Source organism: Nocardiopsis listeri NBRC 13360 (genome assembly GCF_001570765.1).
Taxonomy (GTDB): domain Bacteria; phylum Actinomycetota; class Actinomycetes; order Streptosporangiales; family Streptosporangiaceae; genus Nocardiopsis; species Nocardiopsis listeri.
On sequence record NZ_BCSH01000023.1, the window covers coordinates 72640 to 89012 of the forward strand.

A 16373-nucleotide genomic window follows, 5' to 3' on the forward strand; every position below is an offset into this window, starting at 1 on the left:
TGCATTCGCCGTTCGTGTGGTGCGACTGCGGGCCGACGCGGACACCAGCCGGCAAACCTAGGAGTACCGCCCCGTGAAGACCGATGTCGAGGAGCTCAGCCCGACCCGGGTCAAGCTGACCATCGAGGTGCCCTTCGAGGAGCTCGAGCACGCTTTCGACGTGACCTACAAGTCGCTCGCGAAGCAGGTTCGGATCAAGGGCTTCCGCCCGGGCAAGGCACCGGCGCGGCTGATCGACCGCTACGTCGGCCGAGGTGCGGTGATCAGCGAAGCGGTCAACCACGCCGTTCCGGAGCTTTACAACGAAGCCATCCAGAAGGAGGAGATCTTCGCGCTCGGTCAGCCCGACGTGGAGGTCACCAAGCTGGAGGACAACGACGAGCTCGCCTTCACCGCCGAGGTCGACGTTCGCCCCAAGTTCGAGGTGAAGGACTACAAGGGCATCGAGGTGACCGTCGACAACGCGGCCGTCACCGATGAGCAGGTCGACGAGCAGATCGGCACCCTGCGCGAGCGCTTCTCCACGCTCGTTGGCGCCGACCGTCCGATCGAGGACGGGGACCACCTGTCCATCGACCTGGCGGCCTCCATCGATGGTGAGAAGCTCGAGGACGTGGCCGTGAGCGGCTACTCCTACGAGGTCGGCACCAACACCATGTTGGAGGGCCTCGACGAGACCTTGCGCGGCATGGAGGCCGATGGCGAGGCCACCTTCAAGACCACCCTGGTGGGTGGCGACCATGAGGGCGAGGAAGCCGACGTCACCGTCACCGTGCACTCGGTCAAGGTGAAGGAGCTGCCGGAGCTGGACGATGAGTTCGCCCAGCTGGCTTCGGAGTTCGACACCATCGACGAGCTGCGCGACGACGTGCGCAAGCGCATGGCCGACGTGCGTCGCATGCAGCAGCTCTCCGCCGCCCGCGACAAGGCGCTGGAGAAGCTCATCGAGTCCGTCGAGGTGCCGCTGCCCGACGCGGTCGTCGACGAGGAGATCACCCGTCGTCGCCAGAGCCTTGAGCAGCAGCTCGCCCAGAGCGGTCTGACCAAGGAGGCCTACCTCGAGTCGCAGGAGAAGACCGAGGAGGAGTTCGAGGAGGAGCTGAAGACCGGCGCCAACTCGGCGGTCAAGGCCGGCTTCATCCTCGACCAGCTGGCCCTCCAGGAGGACCTGAGCGCCGACCAGGGCGAGCTCAGCCAGTACGTGTTCGAGCAGGCCCAGCGCATGGGCGTCAGCCCGGACCAGCTGGCCCAGCACCTGGTCGAGTCGAACCAGATCCGCGTCGCCTTCACCGAGGTCGTCCGCGGCAAGGCCATGGACCTGGTCCTGGCCGACGCCAAGGTGACCGATGAGGACGGCAACGTCATCGAGACCCCGCAGGTCGAGGCGGCCGACGACACCGACGTGGTAGAGGACGCGGCCAAGGCCGCCGCCGCCGCCGCCACCGAGGACGTCGAGGTCGTCGAGACCGTCGAGGTCGTCGAAGACGACGCCGCCGAGTCGGAGAAGGCCGACGAGAACGCCAAGGACGACAGCAAGTAGTCCTTCGGTCCGTAGCGTTCGCGCGGGCCCCGGACGACCCGGAACCGGGTCGTCCGGGGCCCGTGGTGTTTTGTTCGCTGCTAGGAGAAAAGGTGTCTTCCACCCCTCCCGCACCCTGCGCTCAAAGCGAACAGGGACGTTATACGGACGAGCCCGACGCCCAGCGGCGTTAGTGTCGCTGTATCGCAACCGTTTCGATTCCGGAGCAGGTGACGAGAGTGCCGCCGACCTTTGATGAGTCCCCGGGATTCGACGCTCGTACGTCGGACCCGCAACTTTCCCCTTTTATTGAGCAGACGCCTCAGCGCCTGTTGCGCCAGCGAATCGTGTTCCTCGGCCAACAGGTCGACGACGACATCGCCAACCGCCTTGTCGGTGAGCTCCTGCTGCTGTCCGCCGAGGACCGCCAGCGGGACATCACCATGTACATCAACTCGCCGGGTGGTTCCGTGACGGCGGGCATGGCGATCTATGACGTCATGCAGTACATCCCCAACGACGTTCGTACCGTGGGTATCGGTATGGCCGCGTCCATGGGGCAGATGCTTCTGTGCGCCGGTGCGGCCGGTAAGCGTTACGCGCTGCCGCACACCCGCGTCATGATGCACCAGCCGTCCGGTGGCATCGGGGGCACCGCCTCCGACATCCGGATCCTGGCGGACCAGCTGCTCTACGTGAAGAAGATGTTCATCACGAAGATCTCCGAGCACACCGGGCAGACGGTCGAGCAGATCGAGAAGGACGCCGACCGGGACCGTTGGTTCACGGCCCAGGAGTCGCTGGAGTACGGCTTCATCGACGAGGTGCTCGAAGGCACCCTCGATGTGACCAGTTGACCGTACTCAGTGCTGTCCTGACCCAGTCCATGGATCGGCGTAGTGCGTGGAAGGCGTGAAATGACCGAGTTCAACCCCAGTCTGATCGGCGGCGCGGCCTCGATGGCTCCCCAGAGCCGCTACGTGCTGCCGTCCTACGTGGAGCGCACGTCGTACGGCGTCAAGGAGATGAATCCGTACAACAAGCTCTTCGAGGAGCGGATCATCTTCGTCGGCGTGCAGATCGACGATGTCTCCGCGAACGACTTGATGGCCCAGCTCATCACCTTGGAGCAGCTCGACTCCGAGCGGGACATCCAGATGTACATCAATTCGCCGGGTGGTTCCTTCACCTCCCTCATGGCGATCTACGACACCATGCAGTTCGTGCGCCCCGACATCCAGACGGTGTGCATCGGACAGGCCGCGTCGGCCGCCGCGATCCTGCTGGCGGGCGGCACCAAGGGCAAGCGCGGCGCGCTGCCCAACGCCCGCATGATGATCCACCAGCCCGCCACCGAGGGCATGCACGGCCAGGCCAGTGACATCGAGATCCAGGCCAACGAGATCACCCGGATCCGGCAGCAGCTGGAGACGACCCTGGCCAATCACACGGGTCGCTCGCCCGAGCAGGTGTCCAAGGACATCGAGCGCGACAAGATCCTCACCGCGGAGGAGGCCGTCGAGTACGGTCTCATCGACTTCGTGTTGCCCTACCGCAAGGCTTCCCAGAAGTAGGGCACTCGCCGGAGAAACCCCGAGCCGAACCGGACTCCACGCATTCGCGTGGGTGTTCCGGTAGGGGTTCTCCGGCCTTGTAAAGCATGCGCCGGACCGGTTCGGGACCCGCCTGGAACAACCCGGTGGTGAAGCCGGTCCGGTTTTTCGCTTACCCTGGCGGGGAGCGACACACAGATCGCCCCGTTCGTGACCGGTCGGTCGTGGACGGAAGATTCACGGGAGTTCGCTTCCGTGCCGTCCGACGCGAAACGCGTCGGGGGCGGGGCGGCCTTAGTTTTGAGGAGTGGCTGGGTGGCACGCATCGGCGACGGCGGGGACCTGCTGAAGTGCTCATTCTGCGGTAAGAGCCAGAAGCAGGTGAAAAAGCTCATCGCGGGCCCCGGCGTATACATCTGCGATGAGTGCATCGATCTGTGCAACGAGATCATCGAAGAGGAACTCGCCGACGCCACCGAGCTCACGTGGGATTCCCTTCCCAAGCCGCGGGAGATCTTCGACTTCCTCGACTCCTACGTGATCGGTCAGGAGCAGGCGAAGAAGGCCCTGTCGGTGGCGGTGTACAACCACTACAAGCGGGTCCGTTCCGAGGGTGACCGTCCCGGTGACGAGGACGTGGAGATCGCCAAGTCCAACATCCTGTTGCTGGGTCCGACCGGTTCGGGCAAGACCCTGCTGGCGCAGACCCTCGCCAAGATCCTGAACGTTCCCTTCGCCATCGCCGACGCCACGGCGCTGACCGAGGCCGGTTACGTCGGCGAGGACGTCGAGAACATTCTCCTGAAGCTGATCCAGGCCGCGGACTACGACGTCAAGAAGGCCGAGACCGGGATCATCTACATCGACGAGGTCGACAAGGTCGCCCGTAAGAGCGAGAACCCGTCGATCACCCGGGACGTTTCCGGGGAGGGTGTGCAGCAGGCGCTGCTGAAGATCCTGGAGGGCACCACCGCGAGTGTTCCGCCGCAGGGTGGCCGCAAGCACCCGCACCAGGAGTTCATCCAGATCGACACCACCAACGTGCTGTTCATCTGTGGTGGCGCCTTCGCCGGGCTGGAGCAGCTCATCGAGTCCCGTACCGGGCAGCAGGGCATGGGCTTCAACGCCGTGCTGCGGCCCAAGACCGAGGACTCGGAGCGGGCGCTGTTCGGCGAGGTCATGCCGGAGGACCTGCTCAAGTTCGGGATGATCCCGGAGTTCATCGGTCGTCTGCCGGTGATCACCAGCGTGCACAACCTGGACAAGGCCGCGCTGATCCAGATCCTCACCGAACCGCGCAACGCCCTGGTCAAGCAGTACCAGCGGCTGTTCGAGCTGGACAACGTGGAGCTGGAGTTCACCCAGGACGCGTTGGAGGCCATCGCCGAGCAGGGCATCATCCGCGGTACCGGTGCCCGTGGTCTGCGCGCCATCATCGAGGAGGTCCTGCTCTCGGTGATGTACGAGGTGCCCAGCCGGGAGGACGTCGGCCAGGTGATCATCACGCGCGAGTCGGTGGAGCAGCACGTGAATCCGACGATCGTCCCGCGCCGCAAGCCGGAGGACGACGATCGTCAGGAGAAGTCGGCCTGATCGATCCCGTGCGGCCCTGAACCGCTCCTGCACGACAAGGGGCGCCCTCGCCTTCGAGCGAGGGCGCCCCGTCGTGTGTGCGACCGCCTGGGGCCCGGGCCGCCCCGGGGGAGGTGTGCGGTCCCGGGAGGATCAGTCCTCGTCCTCCAGGACCGACTCCATGCGGGCGATCTCAGTGTTCTGCTCGGCGATGAGGTCGTTGGCCATTCGCATCACGGTCTGGTCGTGTCCATGGGAGAGGACGTCCACGGCCATGGCCACCGCGCCCTCGTGATGGGCGGTCATCAATTCCACGAACAGGCGGTCGAACTCGTCGCCCTCGGCGTCGGTGAGCCGTCGCATGTCCTCATCGGAGACCATGCCCCGCATGTCGTCGTGGTCGACCTCCAGATCACAGAGGGGTACGTCCTCGCCCTCCGAGTGGTGGCCGCCCTCGCCCTCCAAGCCACAGAAGTTCTGGTGAGCGGGGTTGTCCCGGGCCGGACCGAAGACGTTCTCCTCCAGCCAGCTCTCCATCGCTGAGATCTCGGGCTCCTGGGCGGCGGCGATGCGGTCGGCGATGCGTTCGACGCCGTCGCGCCGGTAACGGTCCGGGACCAGGTCGGTCATCTCCAGGGCCTGGGAATGGTGTTCGATCATCATCACCAGATAGGTGACGTCGGCTTCGTTGTGCCCCTGTTCCTCGGCGAGCGCGGCGATCTCCTCGGCGGTCGCGGGGGTGGAGGACTCTCCGGGGGCGCCGGGAGCGATGACGTTGGCGGACTGTCCGTCGTCGTCCGCGTTGCAGGCCGGGGCGGCGAGTAGGACGAGGACGGTTCCGGCGGCGAGTGCCAGGCGACGCACGTGGTCTCCTCCAAGGGGGTGGACGGACGGGCCGGGTGGGGACCGCCGGTGTCGGTGGTATGCGACATCCTGCGGGTTTTCTACTCACTCCGTGGGTGTTCTGTCCAGTGCGGAATCGGTGTTCGTCCGGCCGTCTCCCGGTGTCCGCCGTCGGGCGGAGGCGAGGGCGGCGGATTCGTGGGGATGCCCTGAGGGCCACGGTCGTGTGTCCCAGAGGGCAGGGGGATGTCACCGTCGGAGAGGCCCGTGGTACCGCGCCTTCGAACTGTTAAGACCTATATTTCCTTTGTTTCCCTCTATGCATATTGATGTTGAACTGTGTACGTTCTTTCTGTTTCGCTCCATTAGGAATCAGGAGTACACATGGCGTCATCCCCCACCCACCCCCGTGCAGGACGCCCGCTTCACCGCAGAGCACTCACCGGTGTCGCCCTCACCGCCGCCGCGCTCCTGACCGTGGGCCTCCTCGGCCCCGCCGGTGCGGCCGCCGACACCGCCCCCTTCGAAAGCGACGCCGATACCAGTCCCAACGTCACCCACGTGGCCAACCTCCCCAAGTCCGAGGCCATGGACGACTACAACTCGGACCTGGCCTTCACCGGCGACTACGCCATCGGTGGCAACTACAACGGCTTCGTCGTCTACGACATCTCCGAGCCGGAGGCCCCCGAGGTCGTCTCCGAGGTCCTGTGTCCGGGTGGCCAGGGCGACCTGTCGGTCAGCGGCGACCTGGTGTACTTCTCCGTCGACTACCCGCGCGCGAGCGACGAGTGCGGCGCGCCGGCCGTGACCACCAGTGACCCTGACGGGTTCGAGGGCATTCGAGTGTTCGACATCTCCGACAAGGCCGCCCCCGAGTACGTGGCGGCCGTGGCCACCGACTGTGGGTCGCACACCCACACCCTCGTCCCGGGCGAGGACGGCGAACACGACTACGTGTATGTGTCCTCCTACTCGCCCAACGCGAACTTCCCGAACTGTCAGCCGCCGCACGACAAGATCTCCATCGTCGAGATCCCCATCGACGTACCGTCCGAAGCCGCCCTGGTCAACGAGCCGATCCTGTTCCCCGACGGCGGTAACACCAGCACCACCGGTTGCCACGACATCACCGCCTACCCGGAGATCGACCTGGCCGCGGGCGCCTGTATGGGCGACGGCATCCTCATGGACACCTCCGATCCGGCCCACCCGGTGGTGACCGACGTCGTCCAGGACGAGAACTTCGCGTTCTGGCACTCGGCGACCTTCACCAATGACGCGAGCACGGTGATCTTCACCGACGAGCTCGGCGGTGGCGGCGGCGCCATCTGTACAGAGGAGTACGGGCAGGAGCGCGGCGCCAACGCCATCTACACCATCGGCGGCACCGACGTCGATCCCGAACTCACCTTCGAGAGCTACTACAAGCTCCCGCGCGTGCAGACCGCCACCGAGAACTGCGTCGCCCACAACGGCTCGCTCATCCCGGTCCCGGGTCAGGACTTCTTCGTGCAGGCCTGGTACCAGGGCGGTGTCTCGGTGATCGACTTCAACGACCCGAAGAACGCCCGCGAGATCGGCCACTTCGACCGTGACCCGATCGACGACGATCAGCTCGTCCTGGGTGGCTCCTGGTCGGCGTACTACTACAACGGCTACGTGTACTCCTCCGACATCACCCGTGGGCTCGACGTCCTGAAGATCGACGACCCGCGTCTGCGCTCCGCCGAACGCGTCACCTACGACGAGTTCAACCCCCAGTCGCAGCCGAGTTACCGACCCGGCCGCTGACCGACCCCACGAATCCCTCCCGGTGGCTCCTCCTGGGGAGCCAGGGCAAACGGGAGGACCAGGGGCCGCGGCGAACGCCGCGGCCCCGCCGCATACAGCCCCCGCCCTCTATGCGACCAACAGGAGAAAGCATGCCCGCAGCTTCCCCGAGACTCGGAGGAGTTCGACGGTCGACCGTCGTCGCACTCACCGCGGCGGCGACCCTGCTCGCAGGGCTGCTCGGCCCGGCGAGCGCCCAGGCCGACGCACCGCCCTCCGAGGACGTCACCAGCGAGAACGTCGAGCACATCGCCAACCTGCCCAAGCCCGAGGCGGTCAGCAACACCAACTCGGACCTGGCCTTCACCGGCGACCACGTCATCGGTGGCAACTACGACGGGTTCGTCATCTACGACGTCTCCGAGCCGTCCGATCCGCAGATCGTCTCCGAGGTCCTGTGCCCGGGTGGCCAGGGGGACCTGTCGGTCAGTGGCGACCTGGTGTACTTCGCCGTGGACTACCCCAACGCGAGCGACGAGTGCGGTGCCCCCGCGGTCCCGGTGACCGACCCGGACGGTTTCGAGGGCGTGCGCGTCTTCGACATCTCCGACAAGGCGAATCCCCAGTACGTGGCGGCCGTGCGCACCGACTGCGGGTCGCACACCCTCACCCTCGTGCCCGGCGACGACGAACGCGAGTACGTGTACGTGTCCTCCTACGCCCCGGCCGAGGAGTTCCCGAACTGTCAGCCGCCGCACGACAAGATCTCCGTCATCGAGGTACCGCTGGACGACCCGGCCTCGGCCGCGCTCGTCAACGAACCCGTGCTCTTCCCCGACGGCGGCAACCACGACCAGGACGGCCTGCTACGTCCCACCGAGGGCTGCCATGACATCACCGCCTACCCGGAGAAGGACCTGGCCGCGGGCGCCTGCATGGGCGACGGCGTGCTCATGGACATCTCCGACCCGGTCGAACCGGTCGTGACCGAGGTCGTCCAGGACGAGAACTTCGCGTTCTGGCACTCGGCGACCTTCACCAACGACGCCGGTACGGTGATCTTCACCGACGAGCTCGGCGGCGGTGGCGCGGCCACCTGCACCGAGGAGATCGGCCCGGAACGCGGCGCGAACGCCATCTACACCCTGGACGGAGAGGGCGCCGACGCGACCTTGGACTTCGAGTCCTACTACAAGCTGGAACGCCACCAGGGCGACGAGCAGGTGTGCGTGGCGCACAACGGTTCCCTGATCCCGGTGCCCGGCCAGAACTACTTCGTGCAGGCCTGGTACCAGGGCGGTGTCTCGGTGATCGACTTCAACGACCCGAAGAACCCCCGCGAGATCGGCCACTGGGACCCGGACGACCGTATCGACCCCGATATCGAGAACGGCAGCTCCTGGTCGGCCTACTACTACAACGGCCACGTCTACTCCTCGGACATGCGCCGGGGCCTGGACGTCCTGGAGCTGACCGACCCGCGCCTGCGCCCGGCCGAACGCGTCACCTACGACGAGTTCAACCCGCAGACCCAACCGAGCTACCGACCCGGCCGCTGATCCGCTGACGAGACGAAGACGCGGGGTGGGGGAACGTCCCCCACCCCGCGCCCGTGTCAGGGTGTGTTCGAAGACGTCAGTCGAAGAGGTCCTCGGGCCGATCCACCTTCATCGCCGCACGGAGCCACTGGTCGAGGGTCTGTAGGTCGGTGCAGGCCTCGACCCGTTCACGGACTTCTGAGGAGGGAGCGAGCCCCCGGGTTTCGAGGACGGCGATCACGCTCCGCGCCACCCCCAAGGCGGCGCCTTCCTCTCGGCCTTCCTCTCGGCCGATTCCGACGTACTCGCGGGCGAAGTCACTCTGCCACTCGTAGGTTCCCACCGCCATCAAGCCCTCCAACTCCTTCCGAGCGGCCTCGTTGAGACCGGACAGCACGTAGTCATAGTAAAACGTTCGGTTCGTCGCGGCCGTGGAGTTCAGCGCCTCCACCACCACCTTGAGCATCCCGGGATCGCTGTTGCCATGAGCGTGGGCCGACAACACACTCAGCTCCGGGAGGAGCCGAGCCTGTTGTTCATCGGTGATCTTGGGCATCCGGCTCGGCCCGATCGTGAGCGGTACGAGATCGAAGCCCGGATGTCCCGTCCGGATGGGCGCGGCGCTCCAGCGGGCCATGGCGTCACTCGGGCACAGGACCAGCAACATGGCGGGGCATTTCAATCGAACATGGAGGGTGACCAGATAGGCGGGCCAACTTTGCCGTTTGTCCGAGTCGTGGCCGTTTTGACGCTCGACCACCACCGCCATGACGTTCTTGGAGCCATCACGTAGTACCACGGCACCGTCGCTGTTGAACTCCTTGGGATCGCAGTTGGTCAGTGCCGAACTGGTGTTGAGCACTTCGGTGTGTCGTGGGACCTCGAAACCGAGGGACTCCAACAGCGCGGGGGCCATAGCGGGCTGGTTCTGTACCAACCACAGAGGAATTTCGTGTTCTCGTGTGGGCATGCGGGTTCCTGGGGTTCGGACACGGTCGAACAACGCCTTGAAGACATTCCGACCTGTGAGGAGTTACCAAGAGTGAGCATGCCGTGATTTCCGGGGCCGAGTCGGTGTTTTCGAGAAATCGACGAATACGGGCGTGACCGGAACCCGAGGTCAGCGGGGGTCGAAGAGGCGGTCGGTGGGGGCGTCCAAGACCTCCATCATCCGGCCGGTGAAGTACACGGTGCCCAGGGCCAGGACGCGATCGCCGAGCGAGGCCACGAAGTCCGGGGTGAGTCTCTCGGCGTCGACCCGGTCCCAGTGGGCGGGCAGGTCGTGCTCGAAGCGCAGGTGGGCCTCGGGCAGGCGCACGGCGGTGACCGGCGTGCCACCGAGGGCACCGATGGCGCCGGAGACGTCCTTGTGGTCCGGCAGGCACAGCAGCACGTGGTCGACACCGCCCCAGAGGACGCGGCCCCGCTCCAGGGCGGTCCTCACCCCCACGCGGTCGATGGCCGAGTCCACCAGGACGCGGGCGGTCGCGTCACCGGGCACGGGGTGCTCGGACAGCCGAGCGGGCAGGTTCAGGGTTCCCAGCACATGGTGCAGACGGTCGATGGGGGCGGGCACGTGCCCCAGGAGTTCGAGCGCGCGGGTCCCCGCGGCCACGCCCAGGACGCCCGAGGCGGCCGACAGGCCCGGGGGACGCAGGGCCGGAGGTGGCTCTGAACCGGGGAGCTCCGGGTCGACGATCTCGGGGAGGACACGATCGGCGGTGACCTCCGACAGGGTCCGTTCGACGACGGGGGAGACCTCGGGGCTCTGCGGCAGGCAGACCAGGGCCCGGGTGCGCTCACCGGCCACCCGGGTCTTCTCCCGGGCGATCTCGGTCACGGTGTCGCCGAGGACACCCAGGTGTTCGGCGAAGACCATGCCGAGCGCCACGACCTCGGGGCCGACCAGACGCAGTTCGTCTCGGTGACCGCCCATGCCGGCCTCCAGGACGCAGACGTCGGCGCCGATCTCACGCGCCTTGAGTAGTCCCGCCACCAGGAACAACCCGCTCGGTGCCAGGTAGCCGTCGTGTTCGGGGAGAGTCTTCCGGGCGTTCTCGATCTCCGCGCCCAAGCCGTCCAGTTCGGTGTCGGTGACGGAGGTCCCGTCCACCCGCACGCGTTCGCGGTACCCCCGGAAGCTCGGCCCGGTCACCAGGACCGTGCGCGCCCCCGCGGCGGACAGGGTCGCCGCGGCCACGGTCGCCGTGCTCCCCTTGCCCTTGGAACCCACCACCCCCAGCACCGGGGTGCGCTCGTCGTGCAGGTCCAGGGCCGTCAGCAGGGCGGCCGCCCGGTCCAGGCTCCGAGCCTGTCCCGGGGTGCGGCCGGCCCACTCGGAGAAGAAGGGGTCAAGGCTTGGCATGCTCCAAGTATGGTCTCGGTGACATCGGGCTTAGCACGACCGACCCGGAGCCCGGACCCAGGTGAGGCCGCGTACACTGACGCGGGTGTACACCCCGACCAACGAGACCCTGTGAGCGGCCAGGGCGCCCATGAGCGCTACGCCGAGGTCACCGCGCAGATCCTTTCCCGCGCCCCGGAGACCGACATCGATCCACGCCTGGACCGGGTCCGTACAGTCCTCGACCTCTTGGGCGACCCGCAGCGCAACTTCCGGGTCATCCACGTCACCGGGACCAACGGCAAGACGTCCACGGCACGCATGATCGACGCCTTGATGCGTGGACGAGGCCTGCGCGCGGGCCGCTACACCAGCCCGCACCTGCGGACGATACGCGAACGCATCGTCGTGGACGGCGAGCCCATCTCCCAGGAGCGGTTCGTCGAGGCCTACGACGACATCCACCCCTACATCGAGATGGCCGACTCGATGAACGACGCCCCTCTGTCGTTCTTCGAGATCCTCACCGTCATGGCTTACGCCGTCTTCGCCGACGCCCCCGTGGACGTCGCCGTGGTGGAGGTGGGCATGGGCGGGACCTGGGACGCCACCAACGTCGTCGACGGAGACGTCGCGGTGGTGACACCCATCGGAATCGACCACACCGACTACCTGCCCGACACCCTCGACGGCATCGCCGAGGAGAAGGCGGGCATCATCAAACCCGACTCCCTCGCCGTGGTCGCGCAGCAGCCGTTGCCCGCCGCGGAGGTCCTGCTCCGGCACGCGGCCGAGGTCGGTGCGACCGTCGCGCGCGAGGGCCTGGAGTTCGGGGTGACCTCCCGTGAGGTGGCCGTCGGAGGTCAGCAGATCGTCGTCAAGGGTCTCACCGGGACCTACGACAACCTCTTCCTGCCGCTGTTCGGCGAGTACCAGGCCGGCAACGCCGCCGTCGCCATCGCCGCCGTCGAAGCCTTCTCCGCCGCCGAGGACGCCATCGGGCTCGATCCCATGATCGTGGCCGAGGCTCTGGCGGGGCTGGAAGCACCCGGGCGTCTGGAGGTCGTGCGCACCAGCCCGACCGTCATCGCCGACGCCGCGCACAATCCGGCCGGGATGATCGCCACCGTCGCCGCCGTCGAGGAGGCCTTCGCCTTCTCCCGGCTGATCGGTGTGGTGGCCATCATGGCCGACAAGGACGTCGAGGGGATTCTGGATCCCCTGGAACCACTGCTCGACGAGATCGTCGTCACCCGTAACTCCTCGCCGCGTTCCCTCGAACCGGAGAGGCTGGCCGCGCTCGCCGAAGAGATCTTCGGTGAGGACCGGGTGCACGTGGCTCCCCGACTCGACGACGCCATCGACCGGGCCGTGGGCCTGGCCGAGGCGGAAGGCGAGTTCGGTGGGGTCGGCGTGCTGGTCACCGGTTCCGTGGTCACCTCCGGAGACGTCGTGCACCTGTTGCGCGGCGCCGGCGGGTAGCGGGCGACACGATCCTCCTACGAAGGGAAACACCATGCGCGTGGTCTGTGCCGTAGTGCTCGTGTTCGAGGCCATAGTGATCGGCCTGGCGATTCCCATCGCCATCCAGTTGGAAGGGGTGGACCCGTCCATCGCCGGCGGGGTGTGGGGTGGCATGGCCGTGGCCGCGCTGCTGCTGTCCGGGTTGCAAAGGCACACCTGGGCGCACTACGCGTCCTGGGCCCTGCAAGCCGCCTTCCTGTTCAGCTCGTTCATGGTCAGCGGCGCGCTGTTGGTCGCGGTCGTGTTCGTGTCCCTGTGGGTGATCGCGGTGATCCTGGGCCGTCGGGTCGACGAGACTCGGGCGGCCCACGCCGCGCGCGCGGAGTCCGTGGCCGGCGAGGACGCTTCCGGTGGTGAGGACGTGAGCACCGCGTCGTCGGGGCCGCAAACGCGATAGTGTGACGCACGTCCGGGCGGGCCAGGAGCCGCGTCGAGCGGGCCTCTCCCCAACCGCCGGTCCCGGACGCACACCCGTACACCCCACCGCGCGCGACCTCGCCGAGGGCCCGGCCCCGCCTGTGCCGCGCGGGGGTCCAGTGAGGAGTTGAAACGCACGTGGAGCGCACTCTCGTTCTCATCAAGCCGGACGGTGTCCGCCGCAACATCGTCGGTGAGGTCATCTCGCGTATCGAGCGCAAGGGCCTGAACCTGGCCGCCATGGAGCTGCGCACGCTCGATGCCGACACCGCCAAGACGCACTACGAGGAGCACGCCACGCGTCCGTTCTTCGAGTCGCTGGTCGACTTCATCACCGGTGGACCGTTGGTCGCCATGGTGGTCGAAGGTGAGCGTGCCATCGAGGCCTTCCGCGCCCTGGCCGGTGCCACGGACCCGGTGACGGCGTCCCCGGGCACCATCCGTGGCGACTTCGCCCTGGAGGTGCAGCAGAACATCGTGCACGGTTCGGATTCGACCTACTCGGCCGAGCGCGAGATCAAGCTCTTCTTCCCGGACCTGTAAGGGTTCCGGCGCGTCCCTCGTGGACGACGAGTATCGACGCGACGCGTCCCTTCGGGGGCGCGTTCGTCGTTTCCGGGGCGTTCGGTGGCGTTCTTCGCGCCATGTTCCGGCGTGGAAACAACAATTCGGTGTGTTTGCGTAACGAGACAAGTGCCCAGGGTTACGATACGGGGGACTGCGTACATAACGTGTCGGAACGACTACCTATGGTCGCCCACGTTTCCACGCCCGTACGGCGCCTCTGAGGACGTTACATGCCGAACAACCTTGCATTTCTCGGCCGGGACATGGCCGTCGACCTGGGTACCGCCAACACGTTGGTGTACGTGCGCGGGCGCGGAATCGTGCTGAACGAGCCGTCTGTGGTCGCACTCAACACCTCGAGCGGAAAGATCGTGGCGGTCGGTATCGAGGCCAAGCAGATGATCGGTCGCACGCCCGCCAACATCACCGCCATCAGACCGCTCAAGGACGGCGTCATCGCCGACTTCGAGGTCACCGAGCGGATGCTGCGCTACTTCATCCAGAAGATCCACCGCCGCCGCCACTTCGCCAAGCCCCGCATCATCGTCGCCGTGCCCAGCGGAATCACCTCCGTCGAGCACCGGGCCGTCAAGGAGGCCGGCTACCAGGCGGGGGCCCGTCGGGTCTACATCATCGAGGAGCCCATGGCCGCCGCGATCGGCGCCGGGCTGCCCGTACACGAGCCCACCGGCAACATGGTCGTCGACATCGGCGGTGGTACCACCGAGGTCGCCGTCATCTCGATGGGCGGCATCGTCACCTCCCAGTCCATCCGGGTGGGCGGCGACGAACTCGACCAGGCCATCGCGACCTTCGTGAAGAAGGAGTACTCCCTGATGATCGGGGAGCGCACCGCCGAAGAGCTCAAGGTGGCCATCGGCTCCGCCTACCCGACCGGTGCGGAGGAGCTGCACGCCGAGGTACGCGGGCGCGACCTCGTCAGCGGCCTGCCCAAGACCATCGTCATGTCCGAGTCGGACGTGCGCCAGGCCATCGAGGAACCGGTCATCGCGATCATCGACGCGGTCCGCACCAGTCTCGATAAGTGCCCGCCGGAACTGTCCGGCGACATCATGGACCGCGGTGTCGCCGTGACCGGGGGTGGCGCGATGCTGCGCGGCCTGGACGAGCGGCTTCTCCACGAGACCGGGATGCCCATCCACGTCGCCGAGAACGCGCTCGACTCGGTCGCCATCGGCTCCGGCACCTGCGTGGAGAACTACGAGCGCCTCCACCAGGTCCTCGTTCCGGAACGGCGGCGCTGACATGTTGAGCGACACCACGCGGTCCCGGCTGGTACTCGCCGTGCTGGTCGCGGTCGCTCTGGTCCTGCTGGTCGTCGACGCGCGTCCCGGCAGTGACCCGGTCACCTCGATCGCCCGCAACGGTGGCGAGCTGGTCTTCGCACCCACCGCCGCCGGTGTCGGTCTGGTCTCCGGACCGTTCACCCGCGTCTACGAGGGACTCAGCGCGGGCCCGGAGGCGGCCGACCGCATCACCGAACTCGAGGAGGCCAACGCCGAACTGGAGTCCGAACTCCAGGCCGCCCGGCTCGACGGTCACCGTGCCGAGAAGCTCGATGACATGCTGCACCTGTCCGGGCGGGGCGCCTACGAGGTCGTTGCGGCCCAGGCGGTCACCCGCACCACCGCACGTGGCTACGCCCACACCGCGACCCTGGACATCGGCACGGATTCCGGTGTCGAGCCGGACATGACCGTGGTCAACGGCGACGGCCTGGTGGGTCGCGTCACCGATGCGGGGCCGCGCACCGCCACCGTCAAACTCGCCACCGACGTCAACTCCTCGGTGGGCGCACGCCTGGAGGCCTCCCGCAAGATCGGCGCGATCACCGGGGGCAGCGTCCCCGGCGGTCCCGATGCCGACATGACGTTGGAGCTCTTCGACATGGAGGCGCCCATCGACCAGGGTGACCGGGTGGTCACCCTCGGCTCGCTCGAAGGCGCGCCCTTCGTGCCAGGGGTACCCATCGGAACCGTTGACGAGGTGCAGGTGGCGCCCGGCGCGCTCAGCCGTATCGCCCGTATCACCCCGGCGGTGGACTTCTCCGCCCTGGATGTGGTGGGAGTGGTCGTCAAGGGCCCCGCCGAGGACCCACGCGACTCCGTCCTGCCGCCCGAGTCCGACCCGGAGGGAGACCAGTGAGGCCCGTCGTAACCCTGCTCATGGTGGCCGTCGCGGTGCTCGTCCAGGCCACCATCGTCAACCGGCTCCCGTTCGACTGGGGGCCGGGTCCCGACCTGGTACTGGCCACCGTGGTGGCGGTCGCCCTGACCACGAGCCCCGCCACGGCGGCCGGTTGCGGTTTCGCGGCCGGGCTGGCCATGGACGTCCTGCCACCCGCCGAACACCCCATGGGCCGATACGCCCTGATGTTGTGCGTGGCCGCCTACGTGGTGAGTCTGTTGCACGCCAACACCGGCCTGGGCGGTTCCGGCGGAGGTCGGCTCTCCCGGTGGGCCGCCCTCGGCGTCGTGGCCGTGGCGTCCCTCGGTGTGGGACTCGGATACGCGTTCATCGGGCTGGTCATGGGCGATGCGCACGTGACCGTCGGCGCGGTGGCCGTCAACGTCGGCATCGGTACCCTGGCCACCACCCTGGTCGCTCCGCTGGTGACCCTGCCCGTCCTCGCCGTGCGATCGCTGCTCGCCGAGGACGACTTCGCGACCATCCAGGGGCCGATCTCCGCGGGCAGGTGGTGA

General features: G+C 67.3%; 15 protein-coding genes. 12 read left to right on the top strand and 3 right to left on the bottom strand.

Annotated features, from left to right (window positions below):
• Positions 1–73 precede the first annotated feature (73 nt).
• The 4 genes from tig to clpX all read left to right on the top strand — a co-directional run bounded on the left by tig (position 74) and on the right by clpX (position 4665).
• Positions 74–1540: a trigger factor gene (gene tig / locus NLI01S_RS08745; protein ID WP_067602043.1), complete on the top strand. Its 1467-nt coding sequence runs from the start codon at positions 74–76 to the stop codon at positions 1538–1540.
• Between the two features lie 287 nt (positions 1541–1827).
• On the top strand, positions 1828–2376 hold the full coding sequence (locus NLI01S_RS08750) for a ClpP family protease (RefSeq protein WP_067602127.1): 549 nt from the start codon (positions 1828–1830) through the stop codon (positions 2374–2376).
• Positions 2377–2436: 60 nt separating this feature from the next.
• A complete protein-coding gene (locus NLI01S_RS08755) occupies positions 2437–3093 on the top strand; it encodes an ATP-dependent Clp protease proteolytic subunit (protein ID WP_067602046.1) in 657 nt (218 codons plus the stop codon).
• Positions 3094–3387: 294 nt separating this feature from the next.
• Positions 3388–4665 (top strand): ATP-dependent Clp protease ATP-binding subunit ClpX, encoded by a 1278-nt coding sequence (clpX, locus tag NLI01S_RS08760; RefSeq protein WP_067602048.1) that lies wholly within the window; start codon positions 3388–3390, stop codon positions 4663–4665.
• 132 nt (positions 4666–4797) lie between these two features.
• Here the strand turns inward: clpX and NLI01S_RS08765 are convergent, their stop codons facing one another.
• A complete protein-coding gene (locus NLI01S_RS08765) occupies positions 4798–5508 on the bottom strand; it encodes a DUF305 domain-containing protein (RefSeq protein WP_067602051.1) in 711 nt (236 codons plus the stop codon).
• 363 nt (positions 5509–5871) lie between these two features.
• Here NLI01S_RS08765 and NLI01S_RS08770 point away from each other — a divergent pair, with 363 nt between their 5' ends.
• Entirely contained in the window at positions 5872–7281 is a 1410-nt protein-coding gene (locus NLI01S_RS08770) for an LVIVD repeat-containing protein (RefSeq protein WP_067602054.1), read from the top strand.
• Positions 7282–7412: 131 nt separating this feature from the next.
• The gene (locus NLI01S_RS08775) at positions 7413–8819 is read left to right on the top strand and encodes an LVIVD repeat-containing protein (RefSeq protein ID WP_067602057.1); all 1407 of its coding nucleotides are present in this window, start codon (positions 7413–7415) and stop codon (positions 8817–8819) included.
• A gap of 76 nt (positions 8820–8895) precedes the next feature.
• On the opposite strand, the gene NLI01S_RS08780 is transcribed toward NLI01S_RS08775, so the two are convergent.
• Both NLI01S_RS08780 and NLI01S_RS08785 read right to left on the bottom strand, forming a co-directional pair.
• Complete coding sequence (locus tag NLI01S_RS08780) at positions 8896–9768, bottom strand: hypothetical protein (protein ID WP_067602060.1); 873 nt, start codon at positions 9766–9768, stop codon at positions 8896–8898.
• A 150-nt stretch (positions 9769–9918) separates the two neighbouring features.
• Positions 9919–11163 carry a hypothetical protein gene (locus tag NLI01S_RS08785; protein WP_067602063.1) on the bottom strand — a complete coding sequence of 415 codons (1245 nt, stop codon included), beginning with the start codon at positions 11161–11163 and terminating at the stop codon, positions 9919–9921.
• A gap of 111 nt (positions 11164–11274) precedes the next feature.
• On the opposite strand from NLI01S_RS08785, the gene NLI01S_RS08790 reads away from it, so the two are divergent.
• The 6 genes from NLI01S_RS08790 (at position 11275) to mreD (ending at position 16373) form a co-directional block, all read left to right on the top strand.
• A complete protein-coding gene (locus NLI01S_RS08790) occupies positions 11275–12624 on the top strand; it encodes a bifunctional folylpolyglutamate synthase/dihydrofolate synthase (protein WP_067602066.1) in 1350 nt (449 codons plus the stop codon).
• A gap of 34 nt (positions 12625–12658) precedes the next feature.
• Positions 12659–13063, top strand: coding sequence for a DUF4233 domain-containing protein (locus NLI01S_RS08795; protein ID WP_067602069.1), 405 nt, complete (start codon positions 12659–12661; stop codon positions 13061–13063).
• 158 nt (positions 13064–13221) lie between these two features.
• Positions 13222–13626: a nucleoside-diphosphate kinase gene (gene ndk / locus NLI01S_RS08800; RefSeq protein WP_067602072.1), complete on the top strand. Its 405-nt coding sequence runs from the start codon at positions 13222–13224 to the stop codon at positions 13624–13626.
• Between the two features lie 254 nt (positions 13627–13880).
• Entirely contained in the window at positions 13881–14915 is a 1035-nt protein-coding gene (locus tag NLI01S_RS08805) for a rod shape-determining protein (RefSeq protein WP_067602075.1), read from the top strand.
• A gap of 1 nt (position 14916) precedes the next feature.
• Positions 14917–15816 carry a rod shape-determining protein MreC gene (gene mreC / locus NLI01S_RS08810; protein WP_067602078.1) on the top strand — a complete coding sequence of 300 codons (900 nt, stop codon included), beginning with the start codon at positions 14917–14919 and terminating at the stop codon, positions 15814–15816.
• Complete coding sequence (gene mreD, locus NLI01S_RS08815; RefSeq protein WP_067602081.1) at positions 15813–16373, top strand: rod shape-determining protein MreD; 561 nt, start codon at positions 15813–15815, stop codon at positions 16371–16373. The genes mreC and mreD overlap by 4 nt, the downstream gene beginning before the upstream one ends.